14 protein-coding genes are annotated in these 17,187 nt (G+C 71.5%); 9 read left to right on the top strand and 5 right to left on the bottom strand.

The features are described from left to right. The first annotated feature begins 54 nt into the window (after nucleotides 1-54). Genes A6A25_RS15885 through A6A25_RS15875 form a run of 3 tightly spaced genes read left to right on the top strand, consistent with a single transcriptional unit; the run spans nucleotide 55 to nucleotide 2,506 of the window. Nucleotides 55-822 carry an ABC transporter permease gene (locus A6A25_RS15885; RefSeq protein WP_073890524.1) on the top strand — a complete coding sequence of 256 codons (768 nt, stop codon included), beginning with the start codon at nucleotides 55-57 and terminating at the stop codon, nucleotides 820-822. Continuing rightward, entirely contained in the window at nucleotides 819-1,625 is an 807-nt protein-coding gene (locus tag A6A25_RS15880) for an ABC transporter permease (RefSeq protein WP_083668374.1), read from the top strand. The genes A6A25_RS15885 and A6A25_RS15880 overlap by 4 nt, the downstream gene beginning before the upstream one ends. Beyond that, nucleotides 1,622-2,506, top strand: coding sequence for an ABC transporter ATP-binding protein (locus A6A25_RS15875; protein ID WP_073890512.1), 885 nt, complete (start codon nucleotides 1,622-1,624; stop codon nucleotides 2,504-2,506). Before A6A25_RS15880 ends, A6A25_RS15875 begins: the two co-directional genes overlap by 4 nt. Before the next feature lie 539 nt (nucleotides 2,507-3,045). Here A6A25_RS15875 and A6A25_RS15870 read toward each other — a convergent pair. After that, on the bottom strand, nucleotides 3,046-4,203 hold the full coding sequence (locus A6A25_RS15870) for a 4-hydroxybenzoate 3-monooxygenase (protein WP_274534313.1): 1,158 nt from the start codon (nucleotides 4,201-4,203) through the stop codon (nucleotides 3,046-3,048). A 278-nt stretch (nucleotides 4,204-4,481) separates the two neighbouring features. Here A6A25_RS15870 and A6A25_RS15865 point away from each other — a divergent pair, with 278 nt between their 5' ends. From A6A25_RS15865 to A6A25_RS42235, 5 genes are all read left to right on the top strand, one after another. Further along, a complete protein-coding gene (locus tag A6A25_RS15865) occupies nucleotides 4,482-5,459 on the top strand; it encodes an ABC transporter substrate-binding protein (RefSeq protein WP_241828733.1) in 978 nt (325 codons plus the stop codon). Nucleotides 5,460-5,818: 359 nt separating this feature from the next. Further along, nucleotides 5,819-8,914, top strand: a complete 3,096-nt coding sequence (locus tag A6A25_RS15860) for a sensor histidine kinase (RefSeq protein ID WP_241828732.1) — start codon at nucleotides 5,819-5,821, stop codon at nucleotides 8,912-8,914. Then, nucleotides 8,911-9,333 carry a roadblock/LC7 domain-containing protein gene (locus tag A6A25_RS15855; protein WP_073890506.1) on the top strand — a complete coding sequence of 141 codons (423 nt, stop codon included), beginning with the start codon at nucleotides 8,911-8,913 and terminating at the stop codon, nucleotides 9,331-9,333. Before A6A25_RS15860 ends, A6A25_RS15855 begins: the two co-directional genes overlap by 4 nt. 47 nt (nucleotides 9,334-9,380) lie before the next feature. Next, the gene (locus tag A6A25_RS15850; RefSeq protein ID WP_073890503.1) at nucleotides 9,381-9,977 is read left to right on the top strand and encodes a GTP-binding protein; all 597 of its coding nucleotides are present in this window, start codon (nucleotides 9,381-9,383) and stop codon (nucleotides 9,975-9,977) included. Nucleotides 9,978-10,047: 70 nt separating this feature from the next. Next, nucleotides 10,048-10,353, top strand: coding sequence for a hypothetical protein (locus A6A25_RS42235; protein WP_198932716.1), 306 nt, complete (start codon nucleotides 10,048-10,050; stop codon nucleotides 10,351-10,353). Between the two features lie 21 nt (nucleotides 10,354-10,374). Here the strand turns inward: A6A25_RS42235 and A6A25_RS15840 are convergent, their stop codons facing one another. The 4 genes from A6A25_RS15840 to A6A25_RS15825 all read right to left on the bottom strand — a co-directional run bounded on the left by A6A25_RS15840 (nucleotide 10,375) and on the right by A6A25_RS15825 (nucleotide 14,445). Continuing rightward, nucleotides 10,375-11,913 (bottom strand): diguanylate cyclase domain-containing protein, encoded by a 1,539-nt coding sequence (locus A6A25_RS15840; protein WP_073890499.1) that lies wholly within the window; start codon nucleotides 11,911-11,913, stop codon nucleotides 10,375-10,377. Nucleotides 11,914-11,999: 86 nt separating this feature from the next. Beyond that, on the bottom strand, nucleotides 12,000-12,464 hold the full coding sequence (locus tag A6A25_RS15835; protein WP_241828731.1) for a hypothetical protein: 465 nt from the start codon (nucleotides 12,462-12,464) through the stop codon (nucleotides 12,000-12,002). Then, entirely contained in the window at nucleotides 12,430-13,062 is a 633-nt protein-coding gene (locus A6A25_RS15830) for an RNA polymerase sigma factor (RefSeq protein ID WP_073890493.1), read from the bottom strand. The genes A6A25_RS15835 and A6A25_RS15830 overlap by 35 nt, the downstream gene beginning before the upstream one ends. 180 nt (nucleotides 13,063-13,242) lie before the next feature. Further along, a complete protein-coding gene (locus tag A6A25_RS15825; RefSeq protein ID WP_073890490.1) occupies nucleotides 13,243-14,445 on the bottom strand; it encodes a S8 family peptidase in 1,203 nt (400 codons plus the stop codon). A gap of 85 nt (nucleotides 14,446-14,530) precedes the next feature. On the opposite strand from A6A25_RS15825, the gene A6A25_RS15820 reads away from it, so the two are divergent. Further along, nucleotides 14,531-17,146, top strand: a complete 2,616-nt coding sequence (locus A6A25_RS15820; RefSeq protein WP_083668370.1) for a CHAT domain-containing protein — start codon at nucleotides 14,531-14,533, stop codon at nucleotides 17,144-17,146. Nucleotides 17,147-17,187: the final 41 nt, after the last annotated feature.

Below are 17,187 nucleotides of genomic sequence, written 5' to 3'. Positions count from 1 at the left end.
TCTACATTGAGCCGGGTTGGCTGGGATTGATCAACTGGGAAGAGGCGTTTGCGCGTGCGTGCGCTCACCCGAGGACTGCTCGGTGTGGCCGGGTTCCTCGTCATCTGGGAGCTGTTCGGCCGGTCCCGGCTGGTTCCCGCGGAGTACCTGCCACCGCCATCCGTCGTAGCGGTGGAACTCGTGAAGTTGTTGGGGGATGAGGCTTTCCTGAGGGACGTCATCGCGACGGTCCTCGCCGTGCTCATCGCCGTGGCGCTGTCGGCCGGGATCGCCGTCCCGCTCGGCCTCGTCCTGGGCAGCGTGGCGTCCGTTCGGCACGCCACCCGCGCCGTGGTCGAGTTCCTGCGCCCCATCCCGTCGGTGGCGCTGATCCCGCTGGCGGTCCTGATGCTCGGCATCGGGCCGGAAACCAAGATCACCCTCGCGGTGTACGCGGCGATCTGGCCCATCCTGTTCAACACCATCTACGCGCTCGACGAGCTCGACCCCCTGCTGGTCGAGACCGCGCGCGCGTTCGGCTCGGGCCGGGTGCGCGTGCTGGCGTCGGTCTCACTGCCGAGCGCGCTGCCGTTCGTGCTGACCGGCATCAGGCTCGCCGCCACGACGAGCCTGGTGGTGATCGTCAGCGTGGAGCTGCTGGAAGGCGGCTCCGGCGGCATCGGGCAGTACATCGCGATCGCGCGCAGCGGCACGGGCCGGATGGACATCGTCCTGGCCGGCACGGTGGTCGCGGGAGTGATCGGCTACCTGCTCAACGAAGGGCTGGACCGCGCCCAGCGCCGCTGGGTCGGGTGGAGCTCGGTGACCGGAGGTCGGTCGTGAACCGGTTCCTGCAGCGGTGGGCGGTGTTCGCGGGCCTCGTCGTGGTCTGGGAACTGCTCACCTGGTACGCCGACGACCCGTTCTTCCCGCGCCCGACCGAGATCGCCGTGGCGGCGCACGGGTTGTGGTTCTCCGGCCCGGCCGGTGAGCTCTTCCTCACCGACACGGTGTTCGACCACGTGTTCCCGAGCATCGGCCGGCTGCTCGGCGGCTGGGCGATCGCAGCGGTCGTCGGCATCTCGCTCGGCGTGGCACTCGGTCGCTCCCCGGCGGCCGCGGAGTACGTCGGGCCGCTGCTGACGTTCATGCGCTCGATCCCGCCGCCCCTGCTGGTGCCGGTGTTCATGCTCGTGTTCAGCGTCGGCACCACCATGCAGCTCGCCACGATCGTGTTCGGCGTGCTGTGGCCCATCCTGCTCAACAGCATCGACGGCGCCCGTTCCGTCGATGCCCTGAAGTTCGAGACCTCGGCGGTGTTCCGCATCCCCAAGCCACAGTGGGTCCTCGGTGTCGTCCTGCCCTCGGCGGCACCGAAGATCTTCGCCGGGCTGCGGGTCTCCCTGTCGCTGTCGCTGGTGCTCATGGTCGTGTCCGAACTCGTCGGTACCGACAACGGGATCGGGTCGCAACTCCTCGTCGCACAGCGGGAGTTCGACTTCCCCGACATGTGGGCCGGGATCATCCTGCTGGGTGTCCTCGGCTATGCCCTCAACACCGTGCTCCTCGCCTTCGAGCGCAAAGCCCTTGCGTGGCAACCGAAGCAGGAGCGCACCCCCGCGACGGTGGAGGAAAAAGCAGTATGACCGCGATGCTCGAAGTGGCCGACCTCGGCCACACCTACCAGGCGAAGGACGGCGCGCACACCGCGATCGCCGACCTGTCGTTCACCGTCGGCACCGGCGAGCTGGTCTGCGTCGTCGGCCCGTCCGGCTGCGGCAAGTCCACGCTGCTGCGCACCATCTCCGGCCTGATCCGCCCGACCCGCGGCGAGATCAGCCTGCACGGCAACGAGGTGCGCGGCGTGCCCGACGACCTCGCCGTGGTGTTCCAGGACTACAGCCGCTCGCTGTTCCCCTGGCTGACGGTGCAGAAGAACGTGGAGTTCCCGCTGCGCCGCACCCTGGGCCGCGCCGAGCGCCGGGCCCGCGCGGCCGAGGCGCTGGAGTGGGTCGGCCTGGCCGAGGCGGGCCGCAAGTACCCGTGGCAGCTGTCGGGCGGCATGCAGCAGCGCGTCGCGATCGCCAGGGCGCTGGCCTACCGGCCCGCGTTGCTGCTGATGGACGAGCCGTTCGCCTCGGTGGACGCGCAGACCCGGTTCGAGTTGGAAGACCTGCTGCTGAAGGTGCGCACCGAGCAGGACACCACGGTGCTGGTGGTGACGCACGACATCGACGAGAGCGTCTACCTGGGCGACCGGATCCTGGTGCTCTCCACGTCGCCCGCGTCCGTGGTGGCCGACCTGAAGGTCGACCTGCCCGCGCAGCGCGACCAGATCACCACCCGCGAGTCCGAGGCGTTCGTCGCGCTGCGGGGCGAGGTGGCGCGGCTGCTCAACGTCGGCAAGACCTCCGAGGAGGTCCGGGCCCGGCGCAAGGCGAACGAGCAGCAGGCGGCGAAGTGGGCCGAGGCGGAGCGGGCGGAGGCCTCGCGCGCCGAGGCGGAGGAACGCGCCACCACGACCTGAAACGCCTATTCGTAGGCAAGGACGCCGGACGGGCGATCCGCGGCTTGCCGGCCCTCTCAGGGCCGGTGCCGGGGGTCGCCCGTTCTCGTGCGCGCGGTGCCGGAAGTCATTCCCGGGCGCCGGTTTCGACGGCGGTCGTTCGCAACGATTCGACATCTTTCTCGCCGCCCGGTGACCATCGAAGTGATCACCACACCGTCGCCGGACGATCACCCGCCGTGTGCGCCGAGCGCTTTTCCGGTCGGCTCGGCGGGATATCCCATCGGTTATTCCTATGGCTCCGCGGTCCGTCGACGGCGGACCGCCGGACGCGTCCGGCCGTCCATTGAGTGGAATCGGCGACGAACGCATCCGACTGCCGGCGGGGCGCGCCTGCGTTCAGCCGGATCGGGAATGTGCCGATCAGTCGACCGGTCCTCGCCTTGTTCTCCGGGTCGAGCGCACCCGAATGCGCCGGCGGAGAACAAGGCGGCGGTAAACCGTTCTTATCGCGGGAGGTATTCCCGGTCGGGGGTCCCGCTAATCGTGAGGTGTTCTGCCTAAGGCCCCACGTAGTTTTGGGCGAAATAGCCGGCGGACGACCCGGAGGCGATGAGGTGTTCGAGCCTGGCTTGCCCCAAACGGCTCAGGAACGGCTCCGGCGAACGGTGGATCATGAACACCATCCACTGCGAGAACTCCTGCGCACGCCAGACCCGGCGCAGGCACACTTCGGAGTAGCTCCGCAGGCCCGTCTCATCACCCGTTCGGTGGTACCTGGTCAGGGCGTCGGCGAGGACCTCGGCGTCGTGCAACGCGAGGTTCATCCCCTTTGCCCCCACGGGGGTGATGATGTGCGCGGCATCGCCCAGCAGGTACAGGTTGCCGTGGTTCATTGGTTCGACCACGTGGCTGCGCATGTCCAGGATGCGCTTCTCCACGATGCGGCCCTCGGTCAGCTTCCAGTCGGAGTCCCGCAGCGCGAGCCGCTTGTGCAGCTCAGCCCACACCCGCTCGTCCGGCCAGTTGTCGACCGTGTCGTCCACCGGGACCTGCAAGTAGTAGCGCGAAACCGTGGAACTGCGGAGCATATGACCCGCGAATCCGTCCGGGTGCAGCGCGTAAATCACCTTGTGGGTGGACGGCGGCGCCTCGGCCAGCACGCTCAGCCACTCGATGCCGTGCTGGTGGCTGAACTCCTGCACCGCGCCCGGCGGGATGCTGCGCCGCGTCACGCCGTGGAACCCGTCCGCGCCCGCGATGAACGAGCAGTCGAGCCGCTCCCGCGTGCCGTCGGCGTTGGTCCAGGTCAGAGCCGGTTCCGACGACTCGATGTCGTGCAGTTCGACGTCCGAGGCGGACCACCGCACGTCACCCCCGCGCTCGTCGACGTAGTGCCGCACGAGGTCCTGGACGACCTCCTGCTGCGGGTAGATGTAGTGGGTCTGGCCGTCGTACAGGGTGGCGTAGTCCACCTCGTACGCCTCGCCGTTCACCCGGAATTCGCACGCGCCATGCCTGTCCGCCTCTCGGAGCAACCGGTCCGCGAGCCCGTGCTCTGTCAACATTTGCACCGCGCGGTGCTCCAGCACCCCGGCGCGCGGCCGGGTCTCGATGTACTCGCGAGTGCCTTTTTCCAGCACCACGCAGGGGATTCCGGCCTCGCGGAGCAGGTTCCCCAAGGTCAATCCCGCAGGGCCCGCTCCGACGATGCCCACCGGGCGCCGGTTGCTCTGTACGGCCCATTTCGCGTCAAGATCGCTCACCGCATACCCCACCCTCTGGACAGCCTGTGCAAAGATGCTCACCGAAGGTAGTGGATCAGCCTTCGAGTGTCGGTCGACTGGGGTCTTGCCGAACCACTCGGGTCACTTTGAGTGGTTCCGCAGTGCCGCTGTCGCCCGTGCATCCTGCCCCCGCAAAGTCGTCACTCCAACAGGAGATGCCCCCCATGACTCGAAGAGTCGGCCTCTCGGCTCGAAGGATCTTCGGCGTAGTGTCCGCGGTCGCGATGCTCGCCGTGGTCTCCGGCTGCGGTCTCCTCGGCGGTTCCGAGGAGAAGCCCACCGAAGCAGCCGCTCCGGGCAAGGTCGAAAAGGCCAAGATCACGCTTGGCCTGCTGCCCATCCTCGACGTCGCGTCGGTCCACGTCGCGATCAAGAAGGACTACTTCAAGGCGGAGGGCCTTGAGGTCGAGGTCAAGTACCTCCAGGGTGGCGCGCTGGCCATCCCGGGCCTGATCAACGGTGAGATCGACATCGCCTTCGGCAACTATGTGTCGTTCTTCACCGCCGAGTCGAAGGAGGCCGCGAAGGCCGCCGACGGCTTGAAGCTGGTCAGCGACGGCTACCAGGCCAAGCCCGAGATGTTCCTGATCCTGGCCAAGGCGAACTCCCCGATCAAGTCGCCCAAGGACCTCGAGGGCAAGACGATCGCGATCAACACGTTCAAGAACATCGCGGAGCTGACCGCGAAGGCCACGCTGGAGGCGAACGACGTCGACCCGGCCAAGGTCACGTTCAAGGAGTTCGCGTTCCCCGACATGGAGGCGGCGGTCGAGAACGGCCTGGTCGACGCGGCGTTCATGGTCGAGCCGTTCATCAGCCGGGCGCAGCGCAACAGCGGCCAGATCACCGTGCTGGACGCGGCTTCCGGCCCGACCGCGGACATCCCGATCGCGGGCTACGCCGCCAGCGGCAAGTTCGTGAAGGAGAACCCCAACACCGTCGCCGCGTTCCAGCGCGCGATGGCGAAGGGCCAGCGCGACGCGGCGGACCGCCCCACGGTCGAGCCGCTGCTGGTCGAGTACGCGAAGGTCGACAAGGAAACCGCCAGCCTCGTGCACTTCGGCGAGTTCCCGACCACGTTGGACGCCACCCGCCTGCAGCGCGTGGCCGGTCTGATGCGAACCTACGGCTTGCTGGAGAAGGACTTCGACGTCAAGCCGATGTTGGTCACCCAGTCGGGTAGCTGAGCTCCGACGGGGGAGCTCGTCGCCGGGCTCCCCCGTCGGGTGTTTCCCGTTCGGGTCGAGGGCGTGAAAAAGTCATGAACGCCGGTTAGCGATCGTTTAGCACGTCCACCTGTGGTGCGCGCGACAATGGTTGATTTGCAAAGTACCGGCTACCTCGTCCGAACGGCGGTATGACTCGGCGGATTTTTCCACCAAGATCCACCGGGTTTGTAGGGATGTGTCGTTTCACCGGGCTGGGGAGTGTGCTGACGGTGCGCGGTCACGACGACCACGCCTCCGGGAGAGATCCGGAGCGGATTCAACTCGACACGGGTGCCGCGGGAAGCGGTCCACCCGACTCGGGTCCCAGCACAGGCGCCGTGCCCGCCGACCGGGGAGTTTCCCGGTGGCGACTGCGGAACTGGCGCCTGCGCAGCAAGCTCGCCGTGGTGCTCCTGGTGCCCGCGCTGAGCACGCTCACCCTCGCCGGGCTGAGGTTGAACACCCAGCTGGACGACGTGGAGCTGTTCGGCCAGGTCCAACGGGAGCTCCAGCTGTCCGCGCAGGTGGCGGCGGTCTCCGACGCCCTGCAACTGGAACGCGACGCCGCGGTCTGGTTCGTCGCGGGCGGACGCGAGGAGAACGGGGGCGAGTTCCAGACGCGCTCCAGCAAGGTCGACGCCGAGGTCGGCAGGTTGCGCGACGTCGCGGCCTCCACGACCGGTGTCGACGACGCGGTGCGCGAGGCGTTCCAGAAGTCGCTGCAGTCGCTCGACGGCCTCAGCGCGCTGCGGAACACGGTGAGCACCACGAAGTACCCGGACATCTCGGTGCACAGCGCCTACGGCCAGGTGCTGGCCGCGCTGGCCCAGGTGCACCGCGCGACCGCGAGCAGCCTGAGCAACGAGACGATCACTCCGCTGGCGGGTGCCAACCTCGCGCTGTACTCCGCGAAGGAGCAGCTGACGCAGCAGAACTCGATCCTGCTGTCCACGGCCAAGCGCGGCGAGTTCGCGCCCGGCCAGGCCAACGCGCTGCGCGCGGCGCAGTCACGGCTGGACGCCGCGCTCACCGACTTCGCCGTCACCGCGAGCCAGGAGAACCGCCAGCTGCTGTCGGACACCGTGTCCGGCACGTCGGTGGACGCCCGCAACAGCCTGGTGCAGCTGGCGCTGGTGCAGCAGGCCGAGGCCGGCGAGGTGTCCATTTCGGACGGTGACGTGCTCGCGGTCGGCGAGCAGACCGCGGCGCTGCTGCGGGAGGTGTCGCAGGACATCGAGCGGCAGGCCGACCGGGCGGCGATCGAGCTGACCGAGGCGGCCCGCGCGTCCGCGTGGCGTGACGCGGCGCTGGTCGCCGTGGCGCTGGTGATCGCGTTCGCCCTCATGGCCTTCGTCGCCCGCTCGATGCTGACGCCGCTGCGCGTGCTGCGCCGCACCGCGTTGGACGTGGCACGCAACCGCCTGCCGGACGCGATCAAGCGGATCCGGACGCACCGCGACCCGGCCCGCGCCGCGGAAGAGGCGCTGGTGCCGGTGCCGATCAACACGACCGAAGAGGTCGGCCAGGTGGCCCGCGCGTTCGACGCCGTGCAGCGCGAGGCCGTGCGCCTGGCGGTCGAGCAGGTGGCGCTGCGCGCGAACGTCAACGACATGTTCATCAACCTGTCCCGGCGCTCGCAGGCGCTGGTCGAGCGGCAGATCACCGTCATCGACCGGCTGGAGCAGGACGAGCAGGACCCCGACCAGCTGGCCAGCCTGTTCGAGCTGGACCACCTGGCCACCCAGATGCGCCGCAACAGCGAGAACCTGCTGGTGCTCTCCGGCACCACGGTCAACCGCCGCGTTACCCGGCCGGTGCCGATCTCCGAGGTGCTCGGCGCCGCGGTGTCCGAGGTCGAGAAGTACGCCCGGATCCAGATCGCGCCCGCGCCGGAGCTGCGCGTGCAGGGCCGCGTGGTCAACGACCTCGCGCACCTCATCGCCGAGCTGCTGGACAACGCGACCGCGTTCTCCAAGCCCACCACCAAGGTGACCGTGCGGGCGATCGAGACCCGGCGCGGCGAGGTGTCCATCCGCATCCACGACCGCGGTGTCGGCATGCAGGAGCAGGACGTCGTCGAGGCCAACACCAAGCTCGCCGACCCGCCCGAGGTCGACGTGTCGGTGGCCCGCGAGATGGGCCTGTACGTGGTCGGCCAGCTGGCCAAGCGGCACAACATCCGGGTCACGCTGAACAACAACGACGACATAGAGGGTGGTGTCACGGCCCAGGTCGTGCTCCCGGTCGACCTGCTGCACCGCGGCCCCGAGCCGCTGCCGCCCCGGCCGGTGCCCGCCGCGCTGCCTCAGCGCCAGGCCGCGCCGCAGCTGGAGGACAGCGGTGTCGGCGTGCTGGCCGGCGTGCCCAAGTGGACGCCGGAGATCGCGCCCGGCGGCTACGCGCCGCTGGAGCTGCCCGCCACGACCGGACCGCAGGTCGTGCACACGCACGAGGCGGAGCCGGGCGGGTACTTCCAGGTCGAGCAGACCCCGGTGGACGACCTGTTCACCGCCACGGTGACCGAGACCGTGCCGCCGCCCGGCGACGAGGTGCCGGACTACTCCTACCCGCCGTCGATGGCCGAGTCCTACGCACCGCCGATGGGCGAGCCCGCGCCGGCCGCGATCGAGGTGGAGGAGGACGACGCCTCCACCCAGCGGCTGCCGATCTACGAGGACGTGCTGTCGCGCTGGTTCCAGGGCGGCGAGGCGGAAGCCGAGGGCGCGGCGCGCGGTGAGCTCGCCGAGCAGCGGCCCGCGGTGGCACCGCCGGAGACCGCGTCCGAGCGGACGATGTTCGCCGACCGCGCCGAGCTCATGGGCACGGACGGCACGGGTGGCCACGACGGCACCGCGTCCGAGCAGACCGCGTACACCGACCGGTCCGACCTGATCACCCCGCCGCCCGCGCCGGCGGCCAAGCCGACGCCGCTGAAGCCGCGCGGCGCCACCCCGGCCGGTCTGCCCAAGCGCGAGCCCGCACCGTCGGCGATCCCGTCGTCCGGCGCGTCGTCGACGCCCGGCTGGGGCGCGGCGGCGGACGACAGCTGGACGGCGGCGACCAGCGCGCTCAAGGCTCCGGTGGACGACACGACCACCGCGGGCCTGCCCAAGCGCGTGCCCAAGGCGCGCCTGATGCCGGGTTCGCTGTCCGCGCCCGCGCCGCGGGCGTCCGCACCGGCGGCCCAGCCGTCCGGGAACGGCGCCACCCCGTCGGGGGTGGCGACCGCGGCGCCGCCGCGCCGGTCGGCCGACCGGTTGCGCCAGCGCTTCGCCACCTACCAGCGTGGTGTGCAGCTCGGCCGCCAGGCGGGCGACGAGGCCGGCCTGCCGTGGGAAGGTCCGTCGTTCGGCAACGGGGAAGGCACCGCCAACGGAGGCGGTAATCAGACGGCTGCCTCCAGGGGCGGCAATCAGACCAAGGAGCAGAAGTGACCACCGCAACCGAGGAACTCGACAACTTCAGTTGGCTGGTCGATGACTTCGTCGCCCGGGTCGCGGGCGTCGCGCACGCGATCGTGGTCTCCGCGGACGGCCTGTTGCTCGCGTCCTCGGAGCGGTTGCCGATCGACCGCGCCGAGCAGCTCGCGGCCGTCGCGTCCGGCTTGGTCAGCCTGAACCTCGGCGCGGCGCGCTGCTTCGAGGCGGGCGACGTCAAGCAGACCGTGGTCGAGATGGAGCGGGGCTACCTGTTCCTGATGTCCATCAGCGACGGCTCGTGCCTGGCCGTGCTCGCGGCGCCCAACTGCGACATCGGCCTCATCGGCTACGCGATGACGCGGCTGGTCGAGCGGGTCGGCGTGCAGCTCACCCCGGAGATCCGCTCGCAGCTGCACGTCGCCATGCGCGGCTGAGGTCCCACCACCCGGCGAGGTCCTACTACTAGGGAAAGCAGAGCAACATGAGCGGTGGCGCTCCCGGGCGGCCGGGGTCACCCGCGGCGAGCCTGACCGTCACGTCGACGAAGATCGTGGTGGCCGGCGGGTTCGGTGTCGGCAAGACGACCTTCGTCGGGTCGGTGTCGGAAATCGTGCCGCTGACCACCGAGGCGGTCATGACCGAGGCCAGCGTCGGCGTGGACGACCTGTCGGCCACGCCGAACAAGATGACCACCACGGTGGCCATGGACTTCGGCCGGGTGTCGTTGGACAGCGACCTGATCCTGTACCTGTTCGGCACGCCGGGTCAGCACCGGTTCTGGTTCATGTGGGACGACCTGGTCCGCGGCGCGATCGGCGCGGTCGTGCTGGTCGACACCCGCCGGCTGTCGGACGCGTTCGCCTCGATCGACTTCTTCGAGGACCGCGAGCTGCCGTACGTGGTGGGCGTGAACTGCTTCGACGGCCTGCTGCACCACCGCATCGAGGACATCCGGGAGGCGCTGACGATCGACGAGTCGGTGCCGATCGTGCCCTGCGACGCGCGCAACCGGCAGTCGACCAAGCAGACGCTGATCACGCTGGTGCAACACGCGATGCGGCTGCCGACGTTCGCCTGATCCACCGGTGACGGGCCGCGACCGGGAAATCGGTCGCGGCCCGTCACCGTAACGGGGCACACTCGGCCGGGTGGCTGACTCCTTCCAGGACGCGGACCTGGCCGCCTACTACGACCTGATCAACGGGTTCGGCGACGACGATCGCTTCTACCTCGCGCTGGTGATGGCCGCGGACGCGGTGCTCGACGTCGGCTGCGGCACGGGCACGCTGCTCAAGGCCGCCCGCGCCGGTGGGCACACCGGTCGGCTGGTCGGGCTCGACCCGGCGACCGGGGCGCCCTGCGGTTCACGGAGGCGGACGCGATCGACGCGCTGCTGCGCGACACCGGGTTCGAGGTGGCCGAGCGCTACGGCTTCTGGGACCGCGCACCGCTGACCGGGACCAGCCGCGAGATCATCACGATCGCACGACCAGGTCCGCCTCCGGCAGCCGACCGTCGCTGACGACCAGTGCGCCGGACGACCGCACCAATGGCAGCACGGCGGTCAACGCCTTGTGCGCCAACGCTTCGGCCGGTGGCACGGCGGGCTCGACGCCGTGCAGGCCGTGACGCTCCACAGCGGACAGTTCCGGCAGGGCGAACGTGACGTCGTGCAGCAGCCTGGGGACCCCCATGTCCCCCAACGCGGTCAGGTTGTCCTCCACGGCGTCGAGGTCCTCGGCCATGGCGCGCGCGGACAGGCTCAGCCACAGCCGGTCCGGCGGCAGGCCCGAGGAGCGCAACGCCTCGGCGACCGGCGCGGTCAGGTCCGGGTCGCGCGACTGGCCCGCCGACAGCTGCACCAGCACCGGCAGCCGCTCGACCGCGGCGAACCCGCACGCCTCCTCCAGCACCCACTCGGCCAGCGGACCGCCGAGCCCGAGCTCGTCGGCGAACCGCAGGCACTCGCCGTGCGACACCGGTCCGTACTCCGCCTCGTGCCACCGCAGCCGGGCCGCGACCGCCACCTGGTCGCCGTCCCGGTCGACCGGCAGGTAGTCCAGCGCGATCTCGCCGTTCTGCAGGGCACCCGGCATGGTCGCGAGCAGCGACAGCCTGGTGCGGTCGCGCGCGTCCTGGCCCTCGTCGTAGATGCCCCACTGGCCCTTGCCGCCGCTCTCCGCTCGGCGCAGCGTGCTGTGCGCCTGGCGCAGCAGCGCCATCGCGTCCGACCCGCGGGCCGACGTGCGCACGAAACCCATGCCCGCGGACACGCCGACGCCGTGCCCGCCCAGCCGCACGGGCTCGACCAGGGCTGCCTCGATCGCCTCGGCCAGCGCGGAGATGCCCGGCGTGGTGGGCGAGTCCTCGATCAGCACGACGAACTCGTCGCCGCCCAGGCGCGCGACGGTGGCGTTCTCACCGGCGACCACCTCGGTCAGCCGCCGGGCCACGACCTTCAGCAGTTCGTCGCCCGCCTCGTAGCCCAGGCCGTCGTTGACGATGGCGACGCTGTCCACGTCCAGGTAGCACAGCGTGATCGAGCCCGGCCGGCTCAGCACCTGCTCCAGCTTCGGCAGGAAGCTCTGCCGGTTGGGCAGGCCGGTCAGCACGTCGTGCAGGGACTGGTGGCGCAGGTAGTCCCGCAGCACCCGTTGCTCGGTGGTGTCCTCGACCACGGCGACGTGCCAGTGGGGCCTGCCGTCGCCGTCGCGCACCGCCGACAGCGCCACGGTCGTCCACTGCGGCTCGCCGTCGGAGTCGGTGAACTGCCGCTGCACCTTGACCTCGTCACCCGCGAACGGCGTGCCGCCGAACAGGGTCGCCAGGTCCGCCGGGGACAGCATCGCCTCCAGCGCCGGGTTCGCGCCGACCAGCGCCCCGTGCGCGTCGAAGATCGCGATACCGGCCGTGGAGCCGACGAAGACCTGCCGGAACAGCTCCGGCAGCGCCCACGCCTCGACCGCCGTGGGAGCGCTTCCCTCGGCGTGGGTGACTCGGGCGGGCTCGGTCATGTGCGGGTGCGCGGCGGTGGGTGAAGATCAGGTCAGTGCATCTTCGGGACCACCGGCCACCGTCGTCAAGGTTTCACCCCAACGGATTACACACAGACCCACTCGGTCAGCACCGTCGTGCCGCCGACGTCGCAGCGGAAGCGGACCGGGCCCGACGGCGGCGGGCCGAGCAGGAACAGGCCGAGCTCGTCCAGCTCCGCCTCCTCCACCGGCCCCGTCGCGGTGACCAGCGCGACCCGGCCCGGCCCCGCGGGCAGCACCTGGCCCGCGACACCCGCCTCGGTCACCTCGACCTGCACGGAGAAACCCTCGGCGTCGAACACGAGCTGCCGCGCGGTCTGCGTGGCACGCGCCCGCACCGCCAGCTCCGCGTCCAGGACGGAGTCGTAGCTGGTCAGCGCCAGCAGCTCGGCGTCGACCGTGCGCCACGTGAACGCCGCGCGCGCGGCTTCGAGCAGGTGCTCGGGCACGTCGCGCTCCTCGGCGAGCGCCGCGCCCAGCTCGCGCAGCAGCACCTCATCGCTTTCCCACCCCGGATCGCCCTTCAACACCGACCACACCTCCTCCGCCCACCGGCCGCGGCTCGACCAGCTTCAGCACCGCGGGAGTCTTGCGCAACTTCTCCAGGCACCTGATCCGGGTGGGCCCGATGCTGCCCACCGGCACCCCCAGCTCCTCGCCGACCGCCGCGTAGCTCGGCGGCGGGTCGGCCATCAGCTTGGCCAGCAGCACCCGGCACTGCTCCGACAGCGAGCGGAAGCCCTCGCGCAGCGCCTGCCGCCGCTGGGCGGCCTCCAGCTCCTCGTCCAGGTCCGCGACCGCGTCGTCCGGGCTCGCCGGCTCGTCCTCGGAGCTCGGGTCGAACGGCTGGGTGCGCTGCTGGATCCGCAGCATCCGAAGGCACTCGTTGCGGGTGGTCGTGGCGATCCACCCCGGCAGCGCGTCCGCGTCGCGGAGCCTGCCGAGCTGCTCGACCAGCCGCAACCACACCGTCTGGTGCACGTCCGCCGCATCCGCGTGGCGCAACCGGTGCCGGTGGACCACCGCCAGCACCAAGGGCGTGAAGCGCGCGACGATCTCGTTCCAGGCGCGCTGGTCGCCCTCCGCCGCCGCGCTCACGAGCTCGGCGATCGGGGATGCAGGGGTCACGTCCCCTCCTCTGGTCCAGGGGATGCCGCGCCTCCGCGCCGGTCTGCCCCGGCGCGGACCCCGGCCGGGTCACGGATGTCGGAATTTTCGCTGCCACACACTACGGAGGCGGTACCTGCCTCATGGATACATGCGAATCCACGCCGACGCGACTTCGTGGTCGACGCGGGCGAGCACCACTCAATCGACCAGGACGCCGTAGCCGGGGAAGAACTCGGGCTTGCCGCTGAGCAGTTCGTCGCGCGCGTCGACCGCCGACAGCCCGCGCTCGGTCATCGTCGCGGCGATCCGCCCGGCCACGTGCGGCGCGGCGAACGACGTGCCCAGCCAGTAGGCGAACCGGTCGTAGACGTCCACCGGCAGGCCCGGCAGCTCCCACCGGCCCTTGAGGAACGTGCTGGTCCGGTTGCCGACCGCGCACGCGTCCACCCAGTGCCCGTGGTTGGCGTAGCAGGCCGGGGCACGGCTGCCGTCGCGCTCCTCGGCGACCGCCGACACGGCCACCACGCCGTACAGCGCGGCGGGCCAGCTCGGGCGGGTGGTGCCCTGGTTGCCGGCGGACGCGACCACGACGACGCCGTCGGGCAGGGCGGCGAGCGCGCGGCGCAGCGGCTCGGAGGCGGTGTCGTCCTGGGTGAAGCAGCCCATCGAGATGTTGATGATCTGCACCTTCTCGTCGAACGACGACAGCGCCCGGACGAAGTCCTCCTCGGTACCGAGCCCGTTCGGGTCCAGCGCCTTCTCCGGGTCGAACCGCACACCCGGCGCGGCCTGCCGGACCACGCCCGCGACGAACGTGCCGTGCCCGCCTTCGAGGGCGAACAGGTCGGACTCCCGGTAGGCGGCGTCCACCTCTTCGGGCTTCGGGATGAACGCGTCACCCAGCCACAGCGGGTGGTCGGTCGCGGCCGTCTTGGAGATGCCCGTGTCCACGATGCCGACCACGACGTCCTTGCCCAGGTGCGTGGTGCTCTTGTCCGGGTCGGCCAGCGGCGAGCCGACGCGCGGCGGCTGGCCCGGGTTGCCGTGCATGTTGCCGCCGTGACCGACCAGCACGTGGTGCGGCTGCACGAACGGCACCCGCTCGCCCGGCCACTGCGCCGGGTCGCGCAGCAGGCGCACGACCTCGGGGATGTCGTCGGCGTTGCGCGACAACGTCAGCCTGCTCATCCCGGCGAAGTCCCGGCCCCGGTCGTTGCCGATGTTGTTCTGCGCGAGCTTGCGGCCGACCCGCTCGACGTCCTCGGGGATGGTCAGCAGTTCACCGGCGACGAAGAGGAACTCCCGTCCGCGCTCGGGGTACAGGCGGTAGCTCTTGTGGGCGCGGATCGCCTGGCTGAAGGCTTCCTGGTACAGCTCGGAGCGATTCGACGGTTCGGACACCGAAGCCTCACAGCAGCATCGACGGGTGCTGGGCGTGAGCAAGCTACCACAGCGATCAGCGTCCGACCTGGTAATAAGGTGGGTTGTGGCAGGGGTTTCCGCCGCCGCAGCGCTGGAAGCCCGGCAACGGGACCCGCGCGCGGCCATCGAGATGGGTCGGTCCGCGCTGCGGGCGGCGCGGGCGTCGGGCGACGACGAAGAGGCCTCCGCCGCCGAACGCGCGATCGGTCTCGCCTGGCGCGAGTTGCACGACTTCGACGCGGCCCTTCGCCACCTGCGGCGCTCGGTGCGGATCGCCGAACGGGCGGGCTCGGCGCGGGCGGCGGCGCTGGCCCGGATGAGCATGGCGTTCGTGCTGTCCAACACCGGGCGGCACGCGCAGGCGTTGCGGGCGATCAACGAAGCCCTGCCGCACCTGCGCGGCGTGGACGCGGGCAGCGGCCGGATGCAGCGGGGCCTGGTGCTGCACTACCTGTGCCGGTACGACGAGGCGTTGCGCGAGTACAACGGCGCGATCGAGGTGGTGCGCCGGTTCGGCGAGCGGCTGGTGGAGGCGCGGGCGCTGAACAACCGCGGCCTGCTGCGCGCCTACACCGGCGGCCTGCGGGCCGCGGACGAGGACTTCGACCGCGCCGCCGTGCTCTACCGGGACCTGGACCAGGCGCTGGCCGTGGCCGACGTGCGGTGGAACGCGGGCATCTCCGCGTCACGCGCGGGTGACGTGCCGCGGGCGTTGACCATGTTCGCCGAGGCCGAGCGCGAGTACCGGCGGCTGGAGGTGCCGCGGCCCGCGCTGCTGATCAACCGGCTGGAGCTGCTGGTGTCCGTGCCGCTGCTGGAAGAGGCGCGGGCGGCGGCCGACCGGGCACTGGAGGAGCTGGGCGGCGACCTGGTGCTGGCCCGTTCGGAGGCGTTGTTCTACCGGGCGCGGATCGCGTTGCTGGAAAGCGACCTGGACCTGGCCGTGGAGATGGCGGCGGCGGCGCGCAAGGGGTTCCGCCGGGAGAAGCGCGACGTGTGGGCGGAGGGCGCGCGGCACGTGGAGCTGCGTGCCGCCTACCTGAGCGGGCAGCGGACCAGGGCGCTGGTGACCGCGTTGACCAGGGTCGCGTCCCGGCTCGACGCGCTGGGCTGGCGGATGGCCGGCCTGGAAGCGCGGGTCGACGCCGCGCTGGTGGCCCGCGACCTCGGCGACCGGCCGCGCGCGGTGGCGGAGCTGACCACGGCGGGCGCGGCCCGGCGCGGCGGACCGGCGGCGCACCGGGTGCAGGGCTGGTACGCCGAGGCGTTGCGGCGCGACCTGCTCGGCAACGCCCGCGGCGCGCAGATCGCGTTGCGGCGCGGGCTGGCGCTGCTGGACGAGTACCGGGTGTCGCTCGGTGCCACGGAACTGCGGGCGTTGAGCGGCGCGCAGGGTGCGGCACTGGCGTCGGAAGGCCTGCGCACGGCGGTCGCCGGCGGCCGGGCGGGACGGGTGCTGAGCTGGGCGGAGGCGTGGCGGGCGGGCGCGCTGCGGATGACACCGGCCCGGCCGCCGGAGGACTCCGGGCTGGCCGACGCGCTGGCCGAGCTGCGAGCCGTCACGGCGGACCTGGAGGCGGCGTCCACGGCCGGACGGCCCACGGCGGCCTTGCGGCAGCGGCAGGTGCGCGGCGAGCAGCGGGTCCGTGAGCTGACCCGTCAGGCCGGTGGCGGTGGCGCGGTGTTCAAGCCGCCCGCGGTCGGCGAGCTGGCCCGTGCGCTGGGCACGTCGGCGTTGGTGGAGTACATCGACCACGAGGGCGCGTTGCTGGCCGTGGTGGTGGCGGGCGGACGGGCGTCGCTGCACCGGCTCGGCCCGCTGGACGGCGCGCTGCGCGAGCTGCGGCTGCTGCGGTTCGCCCTGCACCGGCTGGTGACGCTGCCCGAGCACGTCGACCGCGCGGCGGTGCGCGCGGGCGCCGAGCACGCGGCCGGGTTGCTGCAGAACCGGCTGCTCGACCCGCTGCGGCGACGCCTCGACGACCGGCCGCTCGTGCTCGCGCCGACCGGCCGGCTGGGTGGCCTGCCGTGGTCGGCGCTGCCCGCGTGCCGCGGCCGTGCGGTGACCGTGGTGCCGTCGGCGACGGTGTGGCTGCGCGCGGCGATGTCCACCCTGGTGTCACACGATCGGGCGGTTCTGGCGGCGGGTCCGCGGCTGCCCGCCGCACCGACCGAGATCACGGCCATCTCGTCGCTCGGCCGGGTGCCGGCCTCGGTGCTGGTGGGCGGTGCGGCGACGGTGGACGCGGTGGCGTCCGCGATGGACGGCGCGCCGCTGGCGCACGTGGCCGCACACGGCTCGTTCCGCGCGGACAACCCGCTGTTCTCCGCGCTCGAACTGGCCGACGGGCCACTGACCGTCTACGACCTGGAACGGCTGCGCACACCACCCGCCCGGGTGGTGCTGTCGGCGTGCGACTCGGGCCTGTCGGCGGTGCGGCCCGGCGACGAGGTCATGGGGTTCACCGCGGCACTGCTCGGGCTCGGCACGCGGACGCTCGTCGCGCCGGTCATCCCCGTGCCGGCCGAGGTGACCACACCGCTGATGGTCGACCTGCACCGGCGGTTGGGTGAGGGTCAAGCGCCCGCGGTGGCGCTGGCCGGCGCGCAGGAAGCACACCGCGGTGACGGTGACGCCGCGTTCGCCGCGAGCGCGGGCTTCCTCTGCTTCGGCGCCTGAGTCCTGTTCCCCTCGACACCGCGTTCGTGGAAAGGTTGGCG

This window comes from Saccharothrix sp. CB00851, from assembly GCF_001905065.1.
GTDB lineage: Bacteria > Actinomycetota > Actinomycetes > Mycobacteriales > Pseudonocardiaceae > Actinosynnema.
The sequence above is the reverse complement of the archived record's forward strand: the minus strand, read 5'-3'. Positions and strand labels throughout refer to the sequence as shown.

Coding starts and splice junctions, on each gene's coding strand:
- A6A25_RS15875 (WP_073890512.1), top strand. CDS start 1,622: ATGACCGCGATGCTCGAAGTGGCCGACCTCGGCCACACCTACCAGGCG.
- A6A25_RS15850 (WP_073890503.1), top strand. CDS start 9,381: ATGAGCGGTGGCGCTCCCGGGCGGCCGGGGTCACCCGCGGCGAGCCTG.
- A6A25_RS15840 (WP_073890499.1), bottom strand. CDS start 11,913: ATGACCGAGCCCGCCCGAGTCACCCACGCCGAGGGAAGCGCTCCCACG.